Source organism: Pseudomonas sp. (assembly GCF_050739775.1).
GTDB lineage: Bacteria > Pseudomonadota > Gammaproteobacteria > Pseudomonadales > Pseudomonadaceae > Aquipseudomonas.
In genome coordinates this window covers 1-16,502 of sequence record NZ_JBOICA010000001.1, presented here as the reverse complement: position 1 = coordinate 16,502, position 16,502 = coordinate 1, and the positions used below count along the sequence as shown (strand labels likewise).

Annotated in this window: 26 protein-coding genes; 22 read left to right on the top strand and 4 right to left on the bottom strand. The window is 59.9% G+C overall.

The window, feature by feature from the left end:
• Positions 1-3 precede the first annotated feature (3 nt).
• Complete coding sequence (locus ACRESH_RS00130) at positions 4-336, bottom strand: helix-turn-helix domain-containing protein (protein WP_431740031.1); 333 nt, start codon at positions 334-336, stop codon at positions 4-6.
• Positions 337-475: 139 nt separating this feature from the next.
• Here ACRESH_RS00130 and ACRESH_RS00125 point away from each other — a divergent pair, with 139 nt between their 5' ends.
• The 17 genes from ACRESH_RS00125 to ACRESH_RS00045 are packed head-to-tail and all read left to right on the top strand — an operon-like array spanning position 476 to position 12,214.
• Positions 476-1,249, top strand: coding sequence for a hypothetical protein (locus ACRESH_RS00125; protein WP_431740030.1), 774 nt, complete (start codon positions 476-478; stop codon positions 1,247-1,249).
• Positions 1,250-1,252: 3 nt separating this feature from the next.
• Positions 1,253-2,230 (top strand): major capsid protein, encoded by a 978-nt coding sequence (locus ACRESH_RS00120; protein WP_096010286.1) that lies wholly within the window; start codon positions 1,253-1,255, stop codon positions 2,228-2,230.
• 47 nt (positions 2,231-2,277) lie between these two features.
• On the top strand, positions 2,278-2,718 hold the full coding sequence (locus ACRESH_RS00115; RefSeq protein WP_431740029.1) for a HeH/LEM domain-containing protein: 441 nt from the start codon (positions 2,278-2,280) through the stop codon (positions 2,716-2,718).
• Between the two features lie 3 nt (positions 2,719-2,721).
• Positions 2,722-3,099: a hypothetical protein gene (locus ACRESH_RS00110; protein ID WP_431740028.1), complete on the top strand. Its 378-nt coding sequence runs from the start codon at positions 2,722-2,724 to the stop codon at positions 3,097-3,099.
• 2 nt (positions 3,100-3,101) lie between these two features.
• A complete protein-coding gene (locus ACRESH_RS00105) occupies positions 3,102-3,494 on the top strand; it encodes a hypothetical protein (RefSeq protein WP_431740027.1) in 393 nt (130 codons plus the stop codon).
• A gap of 2 nt (positions 3,495-3,496) precedes the next feature.
• On the top strand, positions 3,497-4,171 hold the full coding sequence (locus ACRESH_RS00100; RefSeq protein ID WP_431740026.1) for a hypothetical protein: 675 nt from the start codon (positions 3,497-3,499) through the stop codon (positions 4,169-4,171).
• Entirely contained in the window at positions 4,168-4,596 is a 429-nt protein-coding gene (locus ACRESH_RS00095; RefSeq protein WP_431740025.1) for a phage tail terminator-like protein, read from the top strand. Before ACRESH_RS00100 ends, ACRESH_RS00095 begins: the two co-directional genes overlap by 4 nt.
• 39 nt (positions 4,597-4,635) lie before the next feature.
• Positions 4,636-5,295 (top strand): phage tail protein, encoded by a 660-nt coding sequence (locus ACRESH_RS00090; RefSeq protein WP_431740024.1) that lies wholly within the window; start codon positions 4,636-4,638, stop codon positions 5,293-5,295.
• 9 nt (positions 5,296-5,304) lie between these two features.
• Positions 5,305-5,688, top strand: a complete 384-nt coding sequence (locus tag ACRESH_RS00085) for a phage tail assembly chaperone (RefSeq protein ID WP_431740023.1) — start codon at positions 5,305-5,307, stop codon at positions 5,686-5,688.
• A gap of 56 nt (positions 5,689-5,744) precedes the next feature.
• A complete protein-coding gene (locus tag ACRESH_RS00080; RefSeq protein ID WP_431740022.1) occupies positions 5,745-6,002 on the top strand; it encodes a DUF1799 domain-containing protein in 258 nt (85 codons plus the stop codon).
• A gap of 3 nt (positions 6,003-6,005) precedes the next feature.
• A complete protein-coding gene (locus ACRESH_RS00075) occupies positions 6,006-9,368 on the top strand; it encodes a phage tail tape measure protein (protein WP_431740021.1) in 3,363 nt (1,120 codons plus the stop codon).
• Between the two features lie 2 nt (positions 9,369-9,370).
• Positions 9,371-9,670, top strand: coding sequence for a hypothetical protein (locus ACRESH_RS00070; RefSeq protein ID WP_431740020.1), 300 nt, complete (start codon positions 9,371-9,373; stop codon positions 9,668-9,670).
• Positions 9,671-9,672: 2 nt separating this feature from the next.
• Positions 9,673-10,011 carry a phage tail protein gene (locus ACRESH_RS00065; protein WP_431740019.1) on the top strand — a complete coding sequence of 113 codons (339 nt, stop codon included), beginning with the start codon at positions 9,673-9,675 and terminating at the stop codon, positions 10,009-10,011.
• 9 nt (positions 10,012-10,020) lie between these two features.
• Positions 10,021-10,770, top strand: coding sequence for a phage minor tail protein L (locus ACRESH_RS00060; RefSeq protein ID WP_431740018.1), 750 nt, complete (start codon positions 10,021-10,023; stop codon positions 10,768-10,770).
• Between the two features lie 2 nt (positions 10,771-10,772).
• Positions 10,773-11,528, top strand: a complete 756-nt coding sequence (locus tag ACRESH_RS00055; protein WP_431740017.1) for a C40 family peptidase — start codon at positions 10,773-10,775, stop codon at positions 11,526-11,528.
• A gap of 25 nt (positions 11,529-11,553) precedes the next feature.
• Complete coding sequence (locus tag ACRESH_RS00050) at positions 11,554-11,991, top strand: hypothetical protein (protein ID WP_431740016.1); 438 nt, start codon at positions 11,554-11,556, stop codon at positions 11,989-11,991.
• Positions 11,992-12,010: 19 nt separating this feature from the next.
• The gene (locus ACRESH_RS00045) at positions 12,011-12,214 is read left to right on the top strand and encodes a hypothetical protein (protein ID WP_195884165.1); all 204 of its coding nucleotides are present in this window, start codon (positions 12,011-12,013) and stop codon (positions 12,212-12,214) included.
• On the opposite strand, the gene ACRESH_RS00040 is transcribed toward ACRESH_RS00045, so the two are convergent.
• Positions 12,215-12,409, bottom strand: a complete 195-nt coding sequence (locus tag ACRESH_RS00040; RefSeq protein ID WP_258663203.1) for a hypothetical protein — start codon at positions 12,407-12,409, stop codon at positions 12,215-12,217.
• A 201-nt stretch (positions 12,410-12,610) separates the two neighbouring features.
• Here ACRESH_RS00040 and ACRESH_RS00035 point away from each other — a divergent pair, with 201 nt between their 5' ends.
• Positions 12,611-12,892: a DUF4236 domain-containing protein gene (locus tag ACRESH_RS00035; protein WP_431740015.1), complete on the top strand. Its 282-nt coding sequence runs from the start codon at positions 12,611-12,613 to the stop codon at positions 12,890-12,892.
• 41 nt (positions 12,893-12,933) lie between these two features.
• Here ACRESH_RS00035 and ACRESH_RS00030 read toward each other — a convergent pair whose 3' ends face one another.
• The gene (locus tag ACRESH_RS00030; RefSeq protein ID WP_431740014.1) at positions 12,934-13,185 is read right to left on the bottom strand and encodes a hypothetical protein; all 252 of its coding nucleotides are present in this window, start codon (positions 13,183-13,185) and stop codon (positions 12,934-12,936) included.
• A 104-nt stretch (positions 13,186-13,289) separates the two neighbouring features.
• On the bottom strand, positions 13,290-13,745 hold the full coding sequence (locus ACRESH_RS00025; RefSeq protein ID WP_431740013.1) for a helix-turn-helix transcriptional regulator: 456 nt from the start codon (positions 13,743-13,745) through the stop codon (positions 13,290-13,292).
• 102 nt (positions 13,746-13,847) lie between these two features.
• Here ACRESH_RS00025 and ACRESH_RS00020 point away from each other — a divergent pair, with 102 nt between their 5' ends.
• Genes ACRESH_RS00020 through ACRESH_RS00005 form a run of 4 tightly spaced genes read left to right on the top strand, consistent with a single transcriptional unit; the run spans position 13,848 to position 16,029 of the window.
• Positions 13,848-14,060 (top strand): Arc family DNA-binding protein, encoded by a 213-nt coding sequence (locus ACRESH_RS00020; RefSeq protein WP_431740012.1) that lies wholly within the window; start codon positions 13,848-13,850, stop codon positions 14,058-14,060.
• Positions 14,038-15,006, top strand: a complete 969-nt coding sequence (locus ACRESH_RS00015; protein ID WP_431740011.1) for an ORF6N domain-containing protein — start codon at positions 14,038-14,040, stop codon at positions 15,004-15,006. The genes ACRESH_RS00020 and ACRESH_RS00015 overlap by 23 nt, the downstream gene beginning before the upstream one ends.
• On the top strand, positions 15,003-15,578 hold the full coding sequence (locus tag ACRESH_RS00010; protein WP_431740010.1) for a hypothetical protein: 576 nt from the start codon (positions 15,003-15,005) through the stop codon (positions 15,576-15,578). The genes ACRESH_RS00015 and ACRESH_RS00010 overlap by 4 nt, the downstream gene beginning before the upstream one ends.
• Positions 15,571-16,029, top strand: coding sequence for a hypothetical protein (locus ACRESH_RS00005; protein ID WP_431740009.1), 459 nt, complete (start codon positions 15,571-15,573; stop codon positions 16,027-16,029). Before ACRESH_RS00010 ends, ACRESH_RS00005 begins: the two co-directional genes overlap by 8 nt.
• Positions 16,030-16,502 lie beyond the last annotated feature (473 nt).

The following is a 16,502-nucleotide window of genomic DNA, read 5'->3' as shown; positions in this document are numbered from 1 at the left end:
ACATCAGTAGTTGATCGTTACCGAGGTGGCTCCACGAACTTTCAGCTCGTGAATAATCTGCTCTACGGTTGCCTCGCCAAGAGAAACGTCTTCGGTAGAGACCACCTTGTTTTTATGTAGGTCGAGGTTACGACCAGAAAGAAGCGCGTCGAGTTTTTCCCACGTGGATTCGCGCGGGGCACAGAAACACGAATGATCCGGGTTTTCGTACCGGGAAGGCATGGCCGGGTTAATACTGATGGCTTTGGCCACCTCAGTATAAGAAAGGCCCATTGCCTCACGGGCAGCTTTCAAGGCTGCGGGAAACTTAGGGCTGGTAGGGTGTGGAAGGCTCATTTTGATTTTCTCCATCAGGTTGGCGTGATTCAATAATACAGTACTAGTACTGTATTGCAATACTAATATCGCCTCGGATTTCGTCCGGGGTTTTTTTATGCCCGCAAGGCGGGTCAATCAATCCCAAGGGGATAGCCACATGCCTTTCGACTTCGACCCGGCCGCCCACGGCCTCAGCCTTGACGAAACCCAAGCCGCCGCGCTGAAGGCAGCGCTAAGCGGCGAGGTACAGAAATTCCTGGACGGCGAGGTCTCGGGCCTCAAGTCCAAAAACACCGAGCTGATCGGCTCCAACAAGACCATCAAGGCCGAGCTGGACAAGCTGAAAGGTCAGTTCGACGGCCTGGATATCGAGGCGGTCAAGGGTCTGCTGGCCAAGGCCGGTCAGGACGAAGAGACCAAGCTGATCGCCGAGGGCAAGCTGGACGAGGTTATTAACCGTCGTACCGAGCGCCTGCGCGGCGACCTGGACAAGCAGGTTAAGGCCGCCAACGAGCGCGCTGATAAGGCTGAAGCCTTCGCTGCCAAGTACAGCGACAAGGTGCTGGCCGACTCCATTCGCGCGGCCGCCATCAAAGCCGGCGCGCTGCCTGAGGCTGCCGAGGACATCATTCTTCGCGCCCGAGGCACCTTCAAACTGAGCGAAGACGGCGAACCAATCGCCACTGACCGTGCCGGCGAAGTCGTGTACGGGAAGGACGGCAAGACCCCGCTGTCTCCCCTCGAATGGGCGGAATCGCTGCGCGAGACCGCTACCCACCTGTGGCCAAGGGCTCAGGGTGCCGGGCAGACCGGCGACAACGGTGGCAAGGCCACGAAGAAATGGGGTGAGTACACCGAGCAGGAGCGCGCTGCGATCGCTCGTGACAACCCCGACGCGTACAAAAAACTCCAAGCCACCCGAGGAACCTAACCCATGGCATCTACCCAACTGTCGGACATCTTCGTTGCCGACTACTACGGCACTCTGGAGCCGGTGAACTCCCCAGAAAAGACCGCCGTTTACGAGTCGGGCATCATCACCCGCTCGGCCACCCTGGACAACATCGCCAAGAACGGCCAAGGCACCTCCGAGATCAGCTACTGGCAGGATCTCGACGCCGATGAGGCGCCGAACATCTCCAACGATGACCCTGACGACCTGGGAGCCGTTGGCAAGGCCGAGCAGGGCAGCATGCGTGCCCGAACCCTGTACCTCAACAAGGGCTACGGCGTCTCCGACCTGACTGCCGAGCTGGCCAACTCCGAGCCGATGCAGCACATCCGCAACCGCTTTGGCACCTACTGGACCCGCCAGTGGCAGCGTTATCTGATGGGCGCAGGGCGCGGCATCATCGCAGCCAACATCGCCCAGAACGGCGGCGACATGGTCAAGGATGCGGGCGCTTCGATCAGTGCCAATGCCTTCCAAGACGCCGCCTTCACCGCCGGTGATGCTGCCGACATGTTCGGTGCAATTGGCGTGCACTCGGTCGTCATGAACCAGATGGTCAAGCAGGACATGATCGAGTACCTGCGCGACTCGCAGGGCAAGATCATCCTGGCCACGTACCTGGGCAAGCCGGTCTTCATGGATGACGCTCTGACCTACGCCCCGGGCCAGTTCCTCTCGCTGTTCTTCGGCCAAGGCGCCTTCGGTTACGGCGAGGGCGACCCTCACATGCCGGTCGAGATGCAGCGCAACGCCGCCGGCGGCAACGGTGGTGGTGCCGAGGTGCTGTGGGAGCGTAAGACCTACATCCTGCAGCCGGCCGGTTTCAGCTGGCAGGGCAGCGAGAACCGCAACCTGAGCCCGACCGCCGCCCAGTACGCCTCGGCGGCCAACTGGAAGCGCGTCTTCGACCGCAAACAGGTTCCGTTCGCCGCGGTCATCAGCGGCACCGCCACCCCTTGACCCCATGATGCGGGGCGCCGGCCTGGCGCCCTGCGCAGGAGATCTGCATGAAAGTCATCTACACCAACACCCCTGGCAGCGAGCGCGGCACCTGCTATCGCCGCCTGGACCAGTTCTTCGGCGTGATCGACGGCGCGACCTCGGTGTCCGTGCAGGGCGATGCTCCGCACATCGGCGAGGCGTACCAGCGCGAAGGCATCAGCGTCAGCGAGATCGAAGAAGGCCTTCGCCTGGACGGCCCGACCATCGCCCAGTGGGTAGCGGAGGGCTACAAGGCTTCTGCTTACCCGCCGAACGGCTATGCCTCGGTCAGTAGCCAGGCGGAGATCGACAAAGCGATCGAGGACGAGGGCGGCGGCGACGATGAGACCGACCCGCACAAGATGAAGGTCCCTCAGTTGAAAGCCTGGCTGACGGCCCAGGGCATCACCTTCGACGCCGCCCTCAATAAGCCCGAGCTGCAGGCCCTCATCCCGTCGAAGGAATAAGCCATGACCGACTTCATCACCGTCGCTGACGTCGACCAGAAGCTTGGGCCGGGTTGGGCGGGCTCCGGTGATGCTGTTCTTGCCGTAGCCATGGCCAATGCCTGGCTCACGGCAAAGATCAGGCGGACGGCGCCAGACCCGGTGCCGGACGCGATCGTGTCCGCCGGTGCACAGGTGGCCAAGCTGGCTGCCGAGAACAAGCTCTACAAGGACACCGGTAAAGAAGTGCTCAGCAAGACCGTGTCAGCTCAGGCTGGAACCTCGACTAGCAAGACCTACGCCGAGGGTTCAGTCGAGTTGTCCGCGGCTGAGAACTTCGCATTGGACCTGATCGCTCCCTGGGTGCGTCGTTCAGGGACCGTCATGCTCAAGAGGACATAGCCATGGGCATGCGCGAGGAGATACAGGCCGATCTGGCCGAAGCCTTTGACGATCCAGACGGCCTGGCTGACGCCGTAAGGCCGGTGGCCGGCAGCCGCATCATTAAGGGCGGGTATGACCCGGAGATCGGCGGCACAGTGCCCGCCACGACCATTCGCTACATCGGCCGCGGGGTGTTCGGCAGCTACCTGGCCAAGGAGATTGATGGGTCACGCATCCAGACTGAGGACGTGAAGCTGCTGGTGCTGCAGAACGAGCTGTTCGAAGAGCAGGGTGGGCAGGTAAGCGAAACCCCTGCGGCGCCCAAAATTGGCGACCAAGTTAGCGGCTACCGAGCACTCAACGTGTCTGAAGACCCCACTCAAGCTACCTGGACCATTCAGTTGAGGAAGTGATCATGCCACGTGGCTCACACATGACGCAGCGATATGGCGGGCTACAGGGCGGATTCGCTGAAGCCATTCGGGCTTTCGCGGAGCAGGCCGAGCAGGTGCTTGATGCCACGTTTCGCGAGATCGTTATTGAGATTGGTAGCAGTGTCATCCGCATGTCGCCAGTGGGCGATCCCGAGACCTGGAAGGCCAACGTATCTCATCGAGCGGCTAACACTCGGGCTGCTGACAGCTACGACTTCAAGGTCGCGGTACGCAACATGCTGATCAACCTGAACCAGGACAACTTCACCAAAGCCGGCAGGCTGCGCAAGGGCGTCAAGTACGCCATGCCGCTGACCAAGGCAGAGCGCGATCAGAACTTCGCTGTGAACGGTCTTGTGGCGGGGCAGGGATATGTCGGCGGGCGCTTCCGTGGCAACTGGCAGTTCTCCATTGATGCTCCGGCAACTGGCGAGCTGGACCGGATCGACCGATCTGGTAACGAGACAATTGCCGAGCTGAAGGCGCAGGTCGCGGCGCTGACGATCGGCCAAACCGCCTACATCGTGAACAATCTGCCGTACGCGATCCCTCTCGAGTACGGCCATTCGACACAGGCGCCGCACGGAATGGTGCGGGTGACCCTGGCCAACTTCCAACGCATCGTCGACGAAGCCATCAGGGAAAACCAGGTATGAGCCACGCACGCGCACGCCAGGCGATTGAGATCAAGCTGGCGGCCTGGGCATCTGCGCGCCCGATCCGGGTTGCGCACATGGAGGAGGACCTCGAGGTCGCTCCGGGCGAAACCTACCTCCGGGCCTTCCTACTGCCGGCCAGCACCACCACCCGCTACTTGGCTGCTGAGGCCTTGGAGTACCGGGGTGTCTATCAGATCAGCATCGTCTGCCCGGCAGGCCAGGCCCTCGCTACTGCCGACGCCCTGGTCGACGAACTGAGCGATCTGTTCCGCGTCGACACCGAACTCAGCCGCAACGGCTTCGAAGGCCTGATCGTCGAGCCGCTAGAGCAGGGGCCCACCATCACCGAGCCGGCGACCTACACGGTCCCGGCCAGCTTCACCTACCAGGGTGTCGCAGACCAACCGCCCGCTGGGGCATAACCAACCGCCGCCCGGCGGGCATCAATGAGGAAATACACCATGGCTGCACGCTTCCCGCTGCCGAACGGAGCTACGCTCGAGATCGCCAGAGTCATTGGCGCCGCCGTAGCGTTCACGGCGCTCACTAACGCAAAGCCGCCGGTGGCGACCGCTGCCGGTCACACTATCCAGAACGGCGACGTCCTGCTGGTCAATTCCGGCTGGGCACTCATCAGCGACCGCGCCGTTAAGGCCTCAAACGTCGCCGATGATGCGTTCTCTCTGGCTGGTCTCGATACCAGTGATGCAGAAAAATTCACCGCAGGCGCGGGCGTGGGTTCCGTGTATCCGGTTTCCGACTGGGTTCAGATCTCGAAGGTCACGTCGTTCAACTCGGCCGGTGGTGAGCAGCAGTATGCGACCGTCGGCTATCTGGAAGATGACGACGACAAGCAGTTCCCCACCAACCGCAACCCGACCACCTTGTCGATCGTGGTGGAGGACCAACCTTCCGCCCCTTACGTGCAGGCTGTAGAGGGTTACGACGCCTCCAAAGAGCTCGCGGTGATCCGTATGAAGCTCCGCAACGGTGACCAGATCCTGTACCCAGGCTACGTCAGCATCACCCCTGATCCGACCATGGAGCGGAACAACGTCATGACCCGAACCATCAGCGTCGGTCTGTCTGCTCGTTCGCTTCGTTACCTGGCTGGCGCGTAAGGAGTCCCCATGGCAAAGATTAAAATCGCGCAGAACCCAACGTTCGGCGCAGCGGTGCAGCTTCCACGAGTCGGCTCTGATCCGGTGGAGGTAGGGTTCGAGTTCCGATACTTGGACCGTATCGCGCTATCCGAGATGTTCGATCGCTGGAACAAGGCGCGTGACGCCTGGGCGGAGAAGGCGAAGGAAGAGGGTGTCAGCTGGAAGGACGCCACTGCCGCCGAGATCGAGCTTCAGGCTGATCAGTTGAAGGATATCGTGGTCGGCTGGGATCTCGACGACAAGTTCAGCGACGACGCCATCCTCGACCTGGTGCAGACCTGCACTGGTGCGCCAAAAGCTGTCATCGACGCCTTCCAGAACGCCTACAACCCCGCACGCCTGGGAAACTGAGGGCGGCGGCACGGGCCTGCTATAAGCATGGCCCGTCCGCCGATCAGCTAGCGGCCTTGGGGCTTACCCCAGACGACATCGACGAGGACGAGGTAGAGGTCTGGCCGGACGCCTGGCCAGCCTTCCGCCTGTTCGATGCCATGGGCACGCAGTGGCGGGTGGGCCAGGGCGGGCCTTCAGGCCTGGACTACGCCGCCATTCCCTCAACGGCCTCAATGCTCGGCATCAAGCGCCGCGACCTCACTGACATTTTTCCCGATCTTCGCGTGATGGAGATCGAGGCCTTGGCCGTCATCGCCGAATCCATGGAGTAGATCATGACCACCATTGCCTCTCTCGGTCTTCAGATCGACTCCGGCGATGCTGTCGAGGCCAAAGACAACCTCGACCAGCTGACGGATGCCGGCAAGCGCAGCGAGGAGTCTGCTGGAAAGACCGGGCGCGCCTGGGAGTCAGCGCTGAGCGGGATGCAGGGTGATACCCGGCAGATTGTTCAGGAGCTGCAGGCTCTCAACGCCAAGCAGGCTGAGCTGGCACAGCAGATGATCACGGTCGGCCGTGCCGTGACCACTGCCGCGGCGGGCATGACTGCATTCAAAGCCGGGGCTGAGCAGGCTGGGCAAGCGCAGGCTGCGTTGACCACTGCCACGGACGCCGGGGCCCAGGCCAGCCGCCGTGCTGCCGAAACTGCTGATGATCAGCAGGCTCGCCTGTTGGCCATGGCGCGGTCATCCCTGGAGGCGAGTGAGTACGTCCAATCGCTGAACCGTGCAACCGCTCAAACCGCCGAAGTTACCAGCCAAGCGAATGCCGTGCTGTCGGAGAACGCCAGCCGGCAGGCCGCCATCAACACCCGTGCACAAGCTTTGTTGGCGACAGAAGAGCGCCTGGCCGGATCCGCCAAGACCGCAGCCGCCGCCCAGCGCGATCAGGGCCAGGCTCTCGACGACCTGCTCGGTAAAATCGACCCTACGGTCGCAGCCATGAGCCGTCTGGATCAGATGGAGCAGAAGCTGCAGGGGTTCAAAGCCAACGGCGTCCTCGACCCTGAGACTTTCGCTGAGTACAAGGGGAAGGTTGACCAGGCGAGGGCTGCCCTGGGCAGTGCGGATGCCGCGCTGAGCAGCACTGGCATGACTGCAAAGGCTACCGCTGCAGCGCTGCGAGGTGTGCCGGCTCAGTTCACTGATATTTTCACGTCGATCGTCGCTGGTCAGCCGATCATGATGGTTGCCTTGCAACAGGGCGGGCAGCTCAAGGACATGTTCGGCGGGCTTGGCCCGGCAGCGCGCGCCTTGGGCGGCTACATCCTTGGCCTGATCAACCCCTTTACCGTGTCGGCTGCTGCCGCAGTGACGCTGGGGTACGCCTTTTACAAAGGTTCCGAAGAGGCACACGCCTACAGCGACGCGCTGATCCTGACGGGTAATTCCGCTGGGCTGACTGCCGACCAACTGGGCAGTATGGCCAAGCAGGTGAGTTCGACTGTTGGCACAACCGGGGCAGCTGCATCGGTTCTGGCGAGCCTGGCCGGTAGCGGCAAGATCGCGGGTGACAGCTTCATGGACGTGGCCCAAGCAGCCGTATCGATGGAGGAGGCTACAGGCAAGGCGGTTTCCGAGACCATTGCCGAGTTCGTCAAGTTGGCGGACGACCCAGTCAAAGCCTCGGTAGCGTTGAACACCCAGTACAACTACCTGACGAGTTCGGTCTACTCGCAGATCGCTGCACTCGAGCAGCAGGGGAAGCACGCAGACGCCGTCAAGCTCGCCACCGAAGCCTTCGCGGACGCTATCAACGAGCGCACCCCGAAGATCATCGAGAACCTGAGTTGGTGGGAGCGCGGTTACAACGCAGTCGCCAAGGCTGCCGATCAGTTGAAAAACATTGGTCGGGAGAGCATCGATGACGATATCCGTCAGGCCGAGATCAACTTGGCCGGTGCCGAACGTGGCGACGTTGGGGCCTTCCAGAACCGCGACACCATGGTCGAGTTTTACACCGATCAGCTCCAGTTCTTGAAGGACAAGAAAGCAGCCCAGGAGGAAATCGCTGCATTCGATCGCCAGGAGGCGGAAGCCAACGAGAAGACCATCAAGGCCATGGCCAAGGTCGATGTCCTGGAGAGGTCAGCCTGGACCAACTCTAAGAAACGCAGCGAGGCGCTCAAGGAGTACGAGCGCTCCCTGGATATCATCAGAAAGAAGGATCCAGCCGACGCGCGACTCAATCCTGAGGCTGTCGCAAGGGTCCGCAGCAACATCGCCGAGCAGTACAAGGACCCAGTCGGGCGGACTGGCGCTGTGGACCTTTCCGGCTTCAATGCACAGAAGAACACCCTTAACTCCATCCTGGCTGAGTACAAAAACAACCAGAAAGAGCTGGATGCTGCCCAGAAGGCCGGAATCATCTCCCAGGAGTCGTACGCTGCCCAGCGCGCGGCCATCATCGAGCAGCAGAAAGGCGAAGTGACCAACGCCTACCAGGCGGAGATCGCGGCGCTCGAAGCTGCCAAGGGCAAGGCCGGCACCTCGGCTGCCCAGCGGGTCCAGCTGGACCAGAAGATCGCCGATGCCCGGGCTAACATGGTCAAGGCGCAGAAGGACGCTGATTCGGAACTGGCTGTGCTGGCTACGAACGAAGAGGGCAGGCTGAAGCGGCAGAAGGCTGCCACCCAGGCCTATGTCGACCAGCTGGAGCGTCAACGATCCGCTCTGTCGACTTCCGGTGCCAGGGCTGCAAATGCTCTTGGGCTTGGAGATCGTCAAGCGGGACTTCAGCGCGACTTGGACGGCGTCACTGATCGTTTCAACGACGAGCGCGCCAAGCTGCTGGACCGCCGCCGAACTGCCCCGGACAAGTACAGCCAGAATGACTACGAGCGTGACCTGGCCATCCTGGGCAAGGCCGAGGACAAGTACCGCAACACCGTGGTCGACAACTACGACAAGATCTCAGAGGCCCAGGGGAATTGGCGCAGTGGCGCATCGTCGGCCTTCCAGAACTACCTTGAATCGGCCCGGGATGTCGCCGGCCAGACCAAGAGCCTGTTCACCAACGCCTTCAGCTCGATGGAAGACGCCGTCGCGAACTTCGCCATATCCGGCAAGTTCTCGTTTGCTGACTTCACCAAGTCGATCCTGGCGGACATGGCGCGGATTGCCACCCGGCAGGCTGCCTCAGGGTTGCTGTCGAGCATTGCCGGCAGCGCGCTGGGCGCTTGGTTCAGCGGCGGCAGTGCGCCGACCTCGGCGGGTTCCACCCAGGCCGGCTACAGCCCGGAGATCATGGATAACTTCGTCTCTGGTCAACGTGCCGCCGGCGGCCCGGTAGCGGCGAACTCGCTCTACCAGGTGAACGAGCTGGGCCCAGAGCTGCTGAATCAGGGAGGGAAGACCTACCTGATGATGGGCGCTGAGGGCGGCACGATCACACCGTTAGGGGCCGGACCAGTGTCCGCCGCAGCTGCTGGAGGTGGTGGTGGAGGTAACACTTACAGTTTTCCAATCACGGTCCAGATTGACGTTTCCGAGAACACCGATGGTGCTTCCACGTCCGGGCAAGATGCCGTTACGCTTGGAAAGAGCATTCAGGAGGCAGCGAGGATGGAGGCAGAGTCGGCCATCCGGAAAGGGCTGGCTCCTGGTGGAAGCATCTATCGCGTGATGAAAGGAAGGTAGTGATGAGTTTTGAGTATGACCGTCTGGAGCTGATGCAGGCCATTAATGGCGCGGTGTCAAAGTTCTTTTTCAAGGACTTACCCAAGTCAGTTTCAGCTGAACAACTTCGTGATAGAGGTCGCGCGTTTGGTGCTGCTATTGGTCGTATCCAGGCTGTAATTGAAGAGGAAGGTTCGATTGGCCCCGAAACGCTGATGGAAATCCGTCGGCTGGAGGGGCTCCACTCAAAAACGTTTGCAGATGAAGTAAGCGGGGCCATTCGTCCTGGCGGGGAGATATGGCGCCTTACTCAGCGGGAGTAGGAATGGCCATAGAAGTGTTCAATTGGCCCACCGAGCGTGGTGGCGCCCCTGAAATTAAGTACCGGGTAAGGGAGTCTCGGTTCGGCGGTGGGTACAAGCAAATCGTCGGCGATGGACCAAACAACAAGGAAGACTCCTACCCGGTAACCTTCGCCGGACCCAAGCAGAAGGCATTGGCAGTCATGGCTTTCTTTGACCGGCATGCTGGCGCGAAGGCATTCCTTTGGACAACGCCCATGGGGCAATTGGGCCTTTTCACATGCAGTGACCCAGCTCCCATCCCTGTCGGCGGCGGGGTCTTCAAGATCACCGCCACATTCGTGCGGTCTTTTCACCCGTAGGAAATCACCATGTCTCTCATTAGCGATATCCAGACGCTTGCGCCTGGCAGTGAAGTGCTGCTGTTCGAGCTGGACGGTTCGGACTTCGGTGCTGACATCCTCCGCTTTCATGGGCATGCGATCCCACACTCTCCTGAAGAGTTGATGGCTGCTGGTGTCGACGCTGACCAACTGCCAGCTAAGCCAATCTGGTGGCAGGGCAACGAGTATGGCGCCTGGCCGATGCAGATCGAAGGCATCGAAGCCAACTCGGATGGCACGGCGGTACGTCCGACGCTCTCTGTCGGTAACGTCAACGGGCGCATCACGGCTCTATGCCTGGCATTCGATAACTTGCTTGAGTTCAAACTCACTATTCGGCAGACGCTGGGCCGGTACCTGGATGCCGAGAATTTCCCAAGTGGCAGCCCCGACGCCGACCCCGCCGAGGAATCGATCGAGGTCTGGTACATCGACCAGAAGATCAGCGAGAACGGCACTATGGTGGCCTGGGAGCTGGCTAGCCCAGGCGATGTCGGCGGCGAGACGATCGGGCGCCAGATGACGACACTTTGCCATGAGGCCATGACCGGCGGCTATCGTGGGCCGGTTTGCGGCTACACCGGCCCCTATGTCGACGAAGACGGTAAGCCTACCGACGATCCGGCCAAGGACGAATGTAGTGGGTGCCTTGGAACTGGCTGTGAAGCACGCTGGGGCGCGGAGAACGAACTTCCGTTCGTGGGCTTCCCCGGCGTATCCCTCATTGCACGGAGCTGACCATGCGCAAACACATCCTGGCCGCCGTGCAAGCGCACGCCGCGGCTGAATACCCGCGCGAGTGCTGCGGGCTGATCCTGGCCGTAGGTCGCAAGCAGGTTTATGTGCCGTGTACCAACACTGCCAGCGACCCGAGTGAAGAGTTCCGGATTGCACCTGAGGAGTACGCGGCAGCGGAAGACCAGGGCGAGGTGATCGGCATTGTTCACTCGCACCCTGACGCCACCAGCAGGCCGTCACCGCGCGACCTGGCCATGTGCGAAGCTACAGCGCTGCCCTGGCACATCCTGTCCTGGCCTGAAGGCGACCTGCGCACCATCACCCCAAGCGGCAGCACGCCGCTGCTAGGTCGACCATTCGTGCACGGCGCCTGGGACTGCTGGCAGGCCTGCGCGGACTGGTATCAGCGGGAATGGGGGTTGGAGTTCCCGGCCTACGCCCGGGAGGACGGGTGGTGGGAGCAGGCCGCCGGGCCAAGCCTGTACGAACAGGCCTACGAGGCGGCGGGCTTCTACCAGGTCGAACGGCCGCAGCGTGGCGACATGATCGTCATGGGGGTGGGGCGCACGGCGCACCCGAACCATGCTGGGATTTACCTGGGCGCCGACCCGCAATTGCCAGGCGAGCAGGTCCAGGTGTTCGGCCAAGGCCCATTTCTGCTGCACCACTTGTACGGCAGACCATCAGAAATCATCGTGTTCGGAGGGCCATGGCTTGCCCGGACACGCCTTGTGCTGCGTCATCGGGACGCGAAATGAAGCGGCCACGCCGCGGGAGAGGGATATGCAGCAACGCTACAAGCTGACGATCTGGGGCCTTTTCACGATGAGCGGGAGTGATGCGTGCGGCGCTCAGGCCGTGATCGGGATTATGGACAGCGAGAAAGAGGTTGACCGTATGACCATCACCGGCAAATGGCAGAGCCCGAGTGGCTACCGCAGGAGCTACACGGGCAAGTCCGGCCTAACCGCGCAGCTACTGTCCGGTCCAGGTGAGCTCAGCTATGTCTGGGAAAAAGACGAGGCGGATCCGTATCGCCCGGTCATTGCTTGGCGTCGTCGACTGAGCAATCCGCCAGGCTGTGATCCGGTCGAAGTGGACGTGCAGGATGGGCGCGCCGAGTATTTGCTCAGCGGCCCATACAGCATCGGAGAAGGCGGCCGGATCGAGGTTGTCGACGGCAAGCTGCTCTTCACCGGTAGCAACTTCAAAATTAATTGAGTGTTTCTAGGAGTACGACATGAGCAAGTTGGTTGAAATCACGCACTTCCGTACGGAGCAATTCACCCTGACCAAGGATGAATTGGTGGAGGCGCTAAAGAAGAAATACGGCAATGAGCCTATTTTCACCGAAGGCCAGATCGACATGGTGGCCCACCAGCAGCTGTTCCAGCCTGCCGATGAGACACAGATCTATTTCAGGATCGATCTGACTGAGCAATGATCAGCGGGGGATCTCGATGCTGGCCTCTCGAAGCGCCTGCTCCAGCTTCTTCACGCGCTGCTCCAAGTTGTTGAGCACAATCTTGAAGGATTGAGTGACGTCGTACAGTTCCCGCGGTAGCTTTCCGTTCGGGGTGTTGTTGGCGATGCTTTGTAGATGGCGACTCAGGTCTGCCCAAGCTTTTTCGTCGTTCAATTCGACCTCCTAGGTCATCAATATCCCAGTCCATGGGCTTGCAGGCAACGGACTGGGGCGGTTCGTTGGGGGGCACAACGCTACTACGCTGCCGAGCAGGAAAGGTACTGGCTTTCCATCCACGCTGGATGGGTGGACAGGATGGTCGCCGGAATGACTTCGGAGGATGATGGCGCATTGCCTTTTTCAAGGAGTCGAGCCATGGCGTTGCGCTTTCGTAAGAGCTTTAAGGTCGCCCCGGGTGTGCGGATAAACCTCAGCAAAAGTGGAATTAGCACATCTGTTGGCGGTAAGGGCGTGACCGCCAATCTAAGCAAGAAAGGAACGCGCGTTACCACTAGCATCCCCGGTACCGGCCTATCATCGTCCAAGCTCTATGGCTCGGGATCAGGAGAAAGGGCAACGCCGCAAGCTGCACCTTTATGGGCTCATGTGGTCACCTGGGGGCTGATCGCAGTGTTCCTGTGGTGGATCTTAAGTTGACACGCAAGCCCAGCCCCGCGCTGGGCTTTTTGCATCCCGAGTCAGTTCTGGCGCAGCTCTTGCGAGCGAAGCTTCTGAGTACCATAAATCACGGTCTGAAAGGTCTTGGCCAACTCGAGGTCGCCCCCGCCATGAATCCATCCTGCGAGGTAGGCGTGAGCAAGATGGAAACGGTTGTATAAGTCCTGATCTGAATCAGCCAGAGCGATGTAGCTCTGCAGCTTCATGACAAAGTCACTTGCTTGCTTCGGGTCAAGCGCATTGGGTTGCAGCGGTTCCTCGAAAGGGTTCATGCGAATATCTCCAGAAATTCAATTCAAGACTGTCGAGCAGTCATGTGTAAGTTGCGTGACTAAGAGGCGTTGCTAGCGGTCGCGGCGCTTGGCCGGGCTTGGGGTTACTTGATCAGTTCATCGTCCGGTTCTTCATCCGGTCCTGGTAGCGCATCGAAGCGCTCCAGCATGCCCGGGAACTCCTCTTCCATCATGCGGCGAGTTTCAGGGTTCTTCAGCTTCATGCGAAGCCCGATGATCGTCAGCTTTCGCATGAGCTCTTCGGTGGAGATACCAAGCTTCGCCGCCTCGGTGTCGAAGTACTCAGCTTCTTCGGCGCTGAGCTGGACCTCGATCTCCTTCGTGGTCTTCTTCAGCTCTGGCATCAAGTCGAAGGCATCCATCTTCAGGACGCGGGCTAGCTTCATGGCGCCGCCAAGGCGGGGCTTTGAGCGACCGGCCTCGTAGCGAACGATTTGAGGTTGGCTAATTCCGCTCTGTTCAGCGAGGTCTTTTTGCGTGAGGCCGGCCTCGGATCGCGCCCACAGTAGGCGCTCGGCGAAAGATCTGGTGTCGGTCATTACGTGCTCGAAGCCTTCTACTAACAATGTTTCATATCACTATACCAGACAAGAAAAGGAAGTAAGTGATCACACTTGACATGTGATCTATAGAGCGCTTAAATGATCACAACTGATCACATGGCTATCTGGGAGGGCCTGATGAGAAAGGGTGAGGCAAAGGTTCAGACGGTACTAAGGCTGGCGCCTGCGATGCGCAAGTGGCTGCTTGGCGAAGCGGATTCGAACGGGCGCACCATCAACGGCGAGGTCATTTATCGCCTGAAGAAGATGATGGAAGAGGAGATGCAGGATGAGCAAAAACAGCGGGCATGAAAAAGCCCCAAGCGTTGCAGCGCTTGAGGCCTCGGATAACGTCAATCAGCTTAGGAAAAACGTCGAGATGAATAATAGCACAGCAATCACGCCGGACAACCTCCCGCGAATTCGCTTTACCGGTCTCCCAGTTATCACCACCGCAGCGCTTGCCAGTGTCTACCGAGCGAGACCCAAGAACATTCAGGACAATTTCCAGAACAACGTTGATCGCTTCGAGATCGGGAAGCACTTCTTCAAGCTGGAAGGTACGGAGCTCAAGGCCTTCAAGAACAGCCCCGATAATATCGGGTCTGTTGAGAAGCAGGCCCGCAGTCTCATCCTTTGGACTGAGCGCGGTGCTGCTCGCCACGCCAAGATGCTGGATACCGATGAGGCATGGGATGTCTTCGAGAAGCTGGAAGACAGTTACTTCCAGATCAAAGGGCTTGGTGGAAACTCGTTCCCGGTACCAATTCAAACTCTCATTGGGACGGTGATCGGCAGTGATGGTGAGCACGTTTTGGATCAAGTCATCGATCAGAAGGCCAACGCTATCCCAGTCGGGCTGCGTCGGAGCTTCAAGCACACCATGAAGAGTCGGCTGCGTACCCGCTTCAGCGTTCAGAAGACTGCGCTGATTCCAGCGGCGGAGCTGGCCAATGCCTGCAATTTCGTTGCGGCCTACGTCTTTGAGGGCGACCTGATGCCAAGGCGCGAGCAGGTCCAGATCGTCGGCGAGCCGTTCAAGCGTTATTTGGTGGCTTTCAACCACAAGGGTGAGCAGAGCATCGAGGAAATTCCTGACAACGCGTACATCCTGTCGCAGCACGAATTGATGGCAGGGATGGTAGCGACACCAGGTGACATTCCTGTCTCGCTTATGGATATGTTCGACTTCGTGACTGCAGGTATCGCTAATCTCAAGTCGAGAGCGATGTATCTGACCCGGAGGACTGGCGCATGAGCATGGAATTGCTGACCCTGAGCATCAAAGGCACGTCTCCGTTGATGATGCACAGTGACAAACTGGCCAACCCTCTGCATCCGGCTACGAAAGCGCACCGCGAGCTGACCAGCAAACGGAAAAAGGTTGACGATGATCATGTCGCTATCGCCAAGTCGGAGTTCATCGCCGGGGCATACTTCGACGAGCGCGCAGGGATCCATATCCCTGGCGCCAACTTCGATGCGACATTCCTCGCTGGTGCGAAGCTGCAGAAGCTGGGCACCCACTGGAAACGCGGCGCATTGGTTATGACCGACAAGGCATCGCTGGAGTTTGATGGCCCGACCACCCCAGAGGCACTTTGGGAGGATCAGCGTTTCGTTGATTGCCGTGGCGTCAAAGTTGGCCAGGCCAAGATCATGCGTTACCGCCCGATCTTCCTCGACTGGGCCTGCCAGCTTGAGGTGGCGATCAACACCGACGTGCTAGACCTGCAGGAGGTCAGGAAGGCTATCGAGGATTCTGGCAAGCTGATCGGCGTCTGTGAGTATCGTCCGCGCTTTGGGCGCTTCGAGGTGGCCTATGTCTGAAGTCACCAAGTACCCGGTCCACAAGCAGGCGGTCGAGGATTTCCTTAGAGAGTTCAAATACGGCGACCTGGTCGGCCATGGCTGGCTAGAGGCGCGCTTTGGGATGCCTTCTATGGTTGAGTCAAAGTCGCTGACGGTGGATCAATTCCGAGACCGGCAATTCGAATGGCTGGCCAACGTCGAGGCTTTCAAGGCTGAGCTGCTGCGGGATCATCAGGTCTGCTTGCAGTCCGTTCGAGGGCGTGGCTACCGCTGGGTCCCGCCTCGTGAGCAAACTGGGGTCGCGATGGAAGAGCTCGGGCGAAACGTCCGCAAGGCCTTCCGCGGTACCGGGCAAAAATTGCGACATCTGCGGATAACCGAGCTGACTGACGAGCAACGGCGCGAAAACTTGGACCAAGTGGCTAAATTTTCCGCTCTTCGCGGGATGGCTACTAAGGCGCTCAACTAAGCATCGCTTGGCGGGGTAGGGCAAGGTCGGGTGCGGTGGGGTCTGATCTGGCCAGGTACCGCGTGCTGTGACGTGGTTCGGGCTGTAAACAGCGTAATGCCGGTTGAATGCAGTCGGCATTGCGGTGGCGAAAGCTACTAGTGGTGTGACTTGCCTTGGTGCCGCGAGGTCCGGCAAGGTGCGGTTAGGCAAAGTATGGGCTGAAAACAGCGTAATGCCGATTGGTGGCAGTCGGTATTGCGGTGGCTATAGCCAGCATGCGCTGGGGTATGGTTAGGTGCGTCGAGGCGAGGCCAGGTATGGCTAGGCAAAACATGGGCTGTAAACAGCATCGATAAGGCACCTTAGCAGACTGTGTGAAAACACGCTGACAGGCCTTAAGCCAAACGCCCCGACTTGTTCGGGGCGTTTGTTTTTGTGCTGTAAAAGGCCTTTCAGCCCATCAGTTGCATCATTTTTCGGGCACCCAGGAC

What these genes read in the sequence shown, in the direction of transcription:
- ACRESH_RS00130 (WP_431740031.1), bottom strand. Translation starts at nt 336, where the DNA reads ATGAGCCTTCCACACCCTACCAGCCCTAAGTTTCCCGCAGCCTTGAAA.
- ACRESH_RS00125 (WP_431740030.1), top strand. Translation starts at nt 476, where the DNA reads ATGCCTTTCGACTTCGACCCGGCCGCCCACGGCCTCAGCCTTGACGAA.
- ACRESH_RS00120 (WP_096010286.1), top strand. Translation starts at nt 1,253, where the DNA reads ATGGCATCTACCCAACTGTCGGACATCTTCGTTGCCGACTACTACGGC.
- ACRESH_RS00115 (WP_431740029.1), top strand. Translation starts at nt 2,278, where the DNA reads ATGAAAGTCATCTACACCAACACCCCTGGCAGCGAGCGCGGCACCTGC.
- ACRESH_RS00110 (WP_431740028.1), top strand. Translation starts at nt 2,722, where the DNA reads ATGACCGACTTCATCACCGTCGCTGACGTCGACCAGAAGCTTGGGCCG.
- ACRESH_RS00105 (WP_431740027.1), top strand. Translation starts at nt 3,102, where the DNA reads ATGGGCATGCGCGAGGAGATACAGGCCGATCTGGCCGAAGCCTTTGAC.
- ACRESH_RS00100 (WP_431740026.1), top strand. Translation starts at nt 3,497, where the DNA reads ATGCCACGTGGCTCACACATGACGCAGCGATATGGCGGGCTACAGGGC.
- ACRESH_RS00095 (WP_431740025.1), top strand. Translation starts at nt 4,168, where the DNA reads ATGAGCCACGCACGCGCACGCCAGGCGATTGAGATCAAGCTGGCGGCC.
- ACRESH_RS00090 (WP_431740024.1), top strand. Translation starts at nt 4,636, where the DNA reads ATGGCTGCACGCTTCCCGCTGCCGAACGGAGCTACGCTCGAGATCGCC.
- ACRESH_RS00085 (WP_431740023.1), top strand. Translation starts at nt 5,305, where the DNA reads ATGGCAAAGATTAAAATCGCGCAGAACCCAACGTTCGGCGCAGCGGTG.
- ACRESH_RS00075 (WP_431740021.1), top strand. Translation starts at nt 6,006, where the DNA reads ATGACCACCATTGCCTCTCTCGGTCTTCAGATCGACTCCGGCGATGCT.
- ACRESH_RS00070 (WP_431740020.1), top strand. Translation starts at nt 9,371, where the DNA reads ATGAGTTTTGAGTATGACCGTCTGGAGCTGATGCAGGCCATTAATGGC.
- ACRESH_RS00065 (WP_431740019.1), top strand. Translation starts at nt 9,673, where the DNA reads ATGGCCATAGAAGTGTTCAATTGGCCCACCGAGCGTGGTGGCGCCCCT.
- ACRESH_RS00060 (WP_431740018.1), top strand. Translation starts at nt 10,021, where the DNA reads ATGTCTCTCATTAGCGATATCCAGACGCTTGCGCCTGGCAGTGAAGTG.
- ACRESH_RS00055 (WP_431740017.1), top strand. Translation starts at nt 10,773, where the DNA reads ATGCGCAAACACATCCTGGCCGCCGTGCAAGCGCACGCCGCGGCTGAA.
- ACRESH_RS00050 (WP_431740016.1), top strand. Translation starts at nt 11,554, where the DNA reads ATGCAGCAACGCTACAAGCTGACGATCTGGGGCCTTTTCACGATGAGC.
- ACRESH_RS00045 (WP_195884165.1), top strand. Translation starts at nt 12,011, where the DNA reads ATGAGCAAGTTGGTTGAAATCACGCACTTCCGTACGGAGCAATTCACC.
- ACRESH_RS00035 (WP_431740015.1), top strand. Translation starts at nt 12,611, where the DNA reads ATGGCGTTGCGCTTTCGTAAGAGCTTTAAGGTCGCCCCGGGTGTGCGG.
- ACRESH_RS00030 (WP_431740014.1), bottom strand. Translation starts at nt 13,185, where the DNA reads ATGAACCCTTTCGAGGAACCGCTGCAACCCAATGCGCTTGACCCGAAG.
- ACRESH_RS00025 (WP_431740013.1), bottom strand. Translation starts at nt 13,745, where the DNA reads ATGACCGACACCAGATCTTTCGCCGAGCGCCTACTGTGGGCGCGATCC.
- ACRESH_RS00020 (WP_431740012.1), top strand. Translation starts at nt 13,848, where the DNA reads ATGATCACAACTGATCACATGGCTATCTGGGAGGGCCTGATGAGAAAG.
- ACRESH_RS00015 (WP_431740011.1), top strand. Translation starts at nt 14,038, where the DNA reads ATGAGCAAAAACAGCGGGCATGAAAAAGCCCCAAGCGTTGCAGCGCTT.
- ACRESH_RS00010 (WP_431740010.1), top strand. Translation starts at nt 15,003, where the DNA reads ATGAGCATGGAATTGCTGACCCTGAGCATCAAAGGCACGTCTCCGTTG.
- ACRESH_RS00005 (WP_431740009.1), top strand. Translation starts at nt 15,571, where the DNA reads ATGTCTGAAGTCACCAAGTACCCGGTCCACAAGCAGGCGGTCGAGGAT.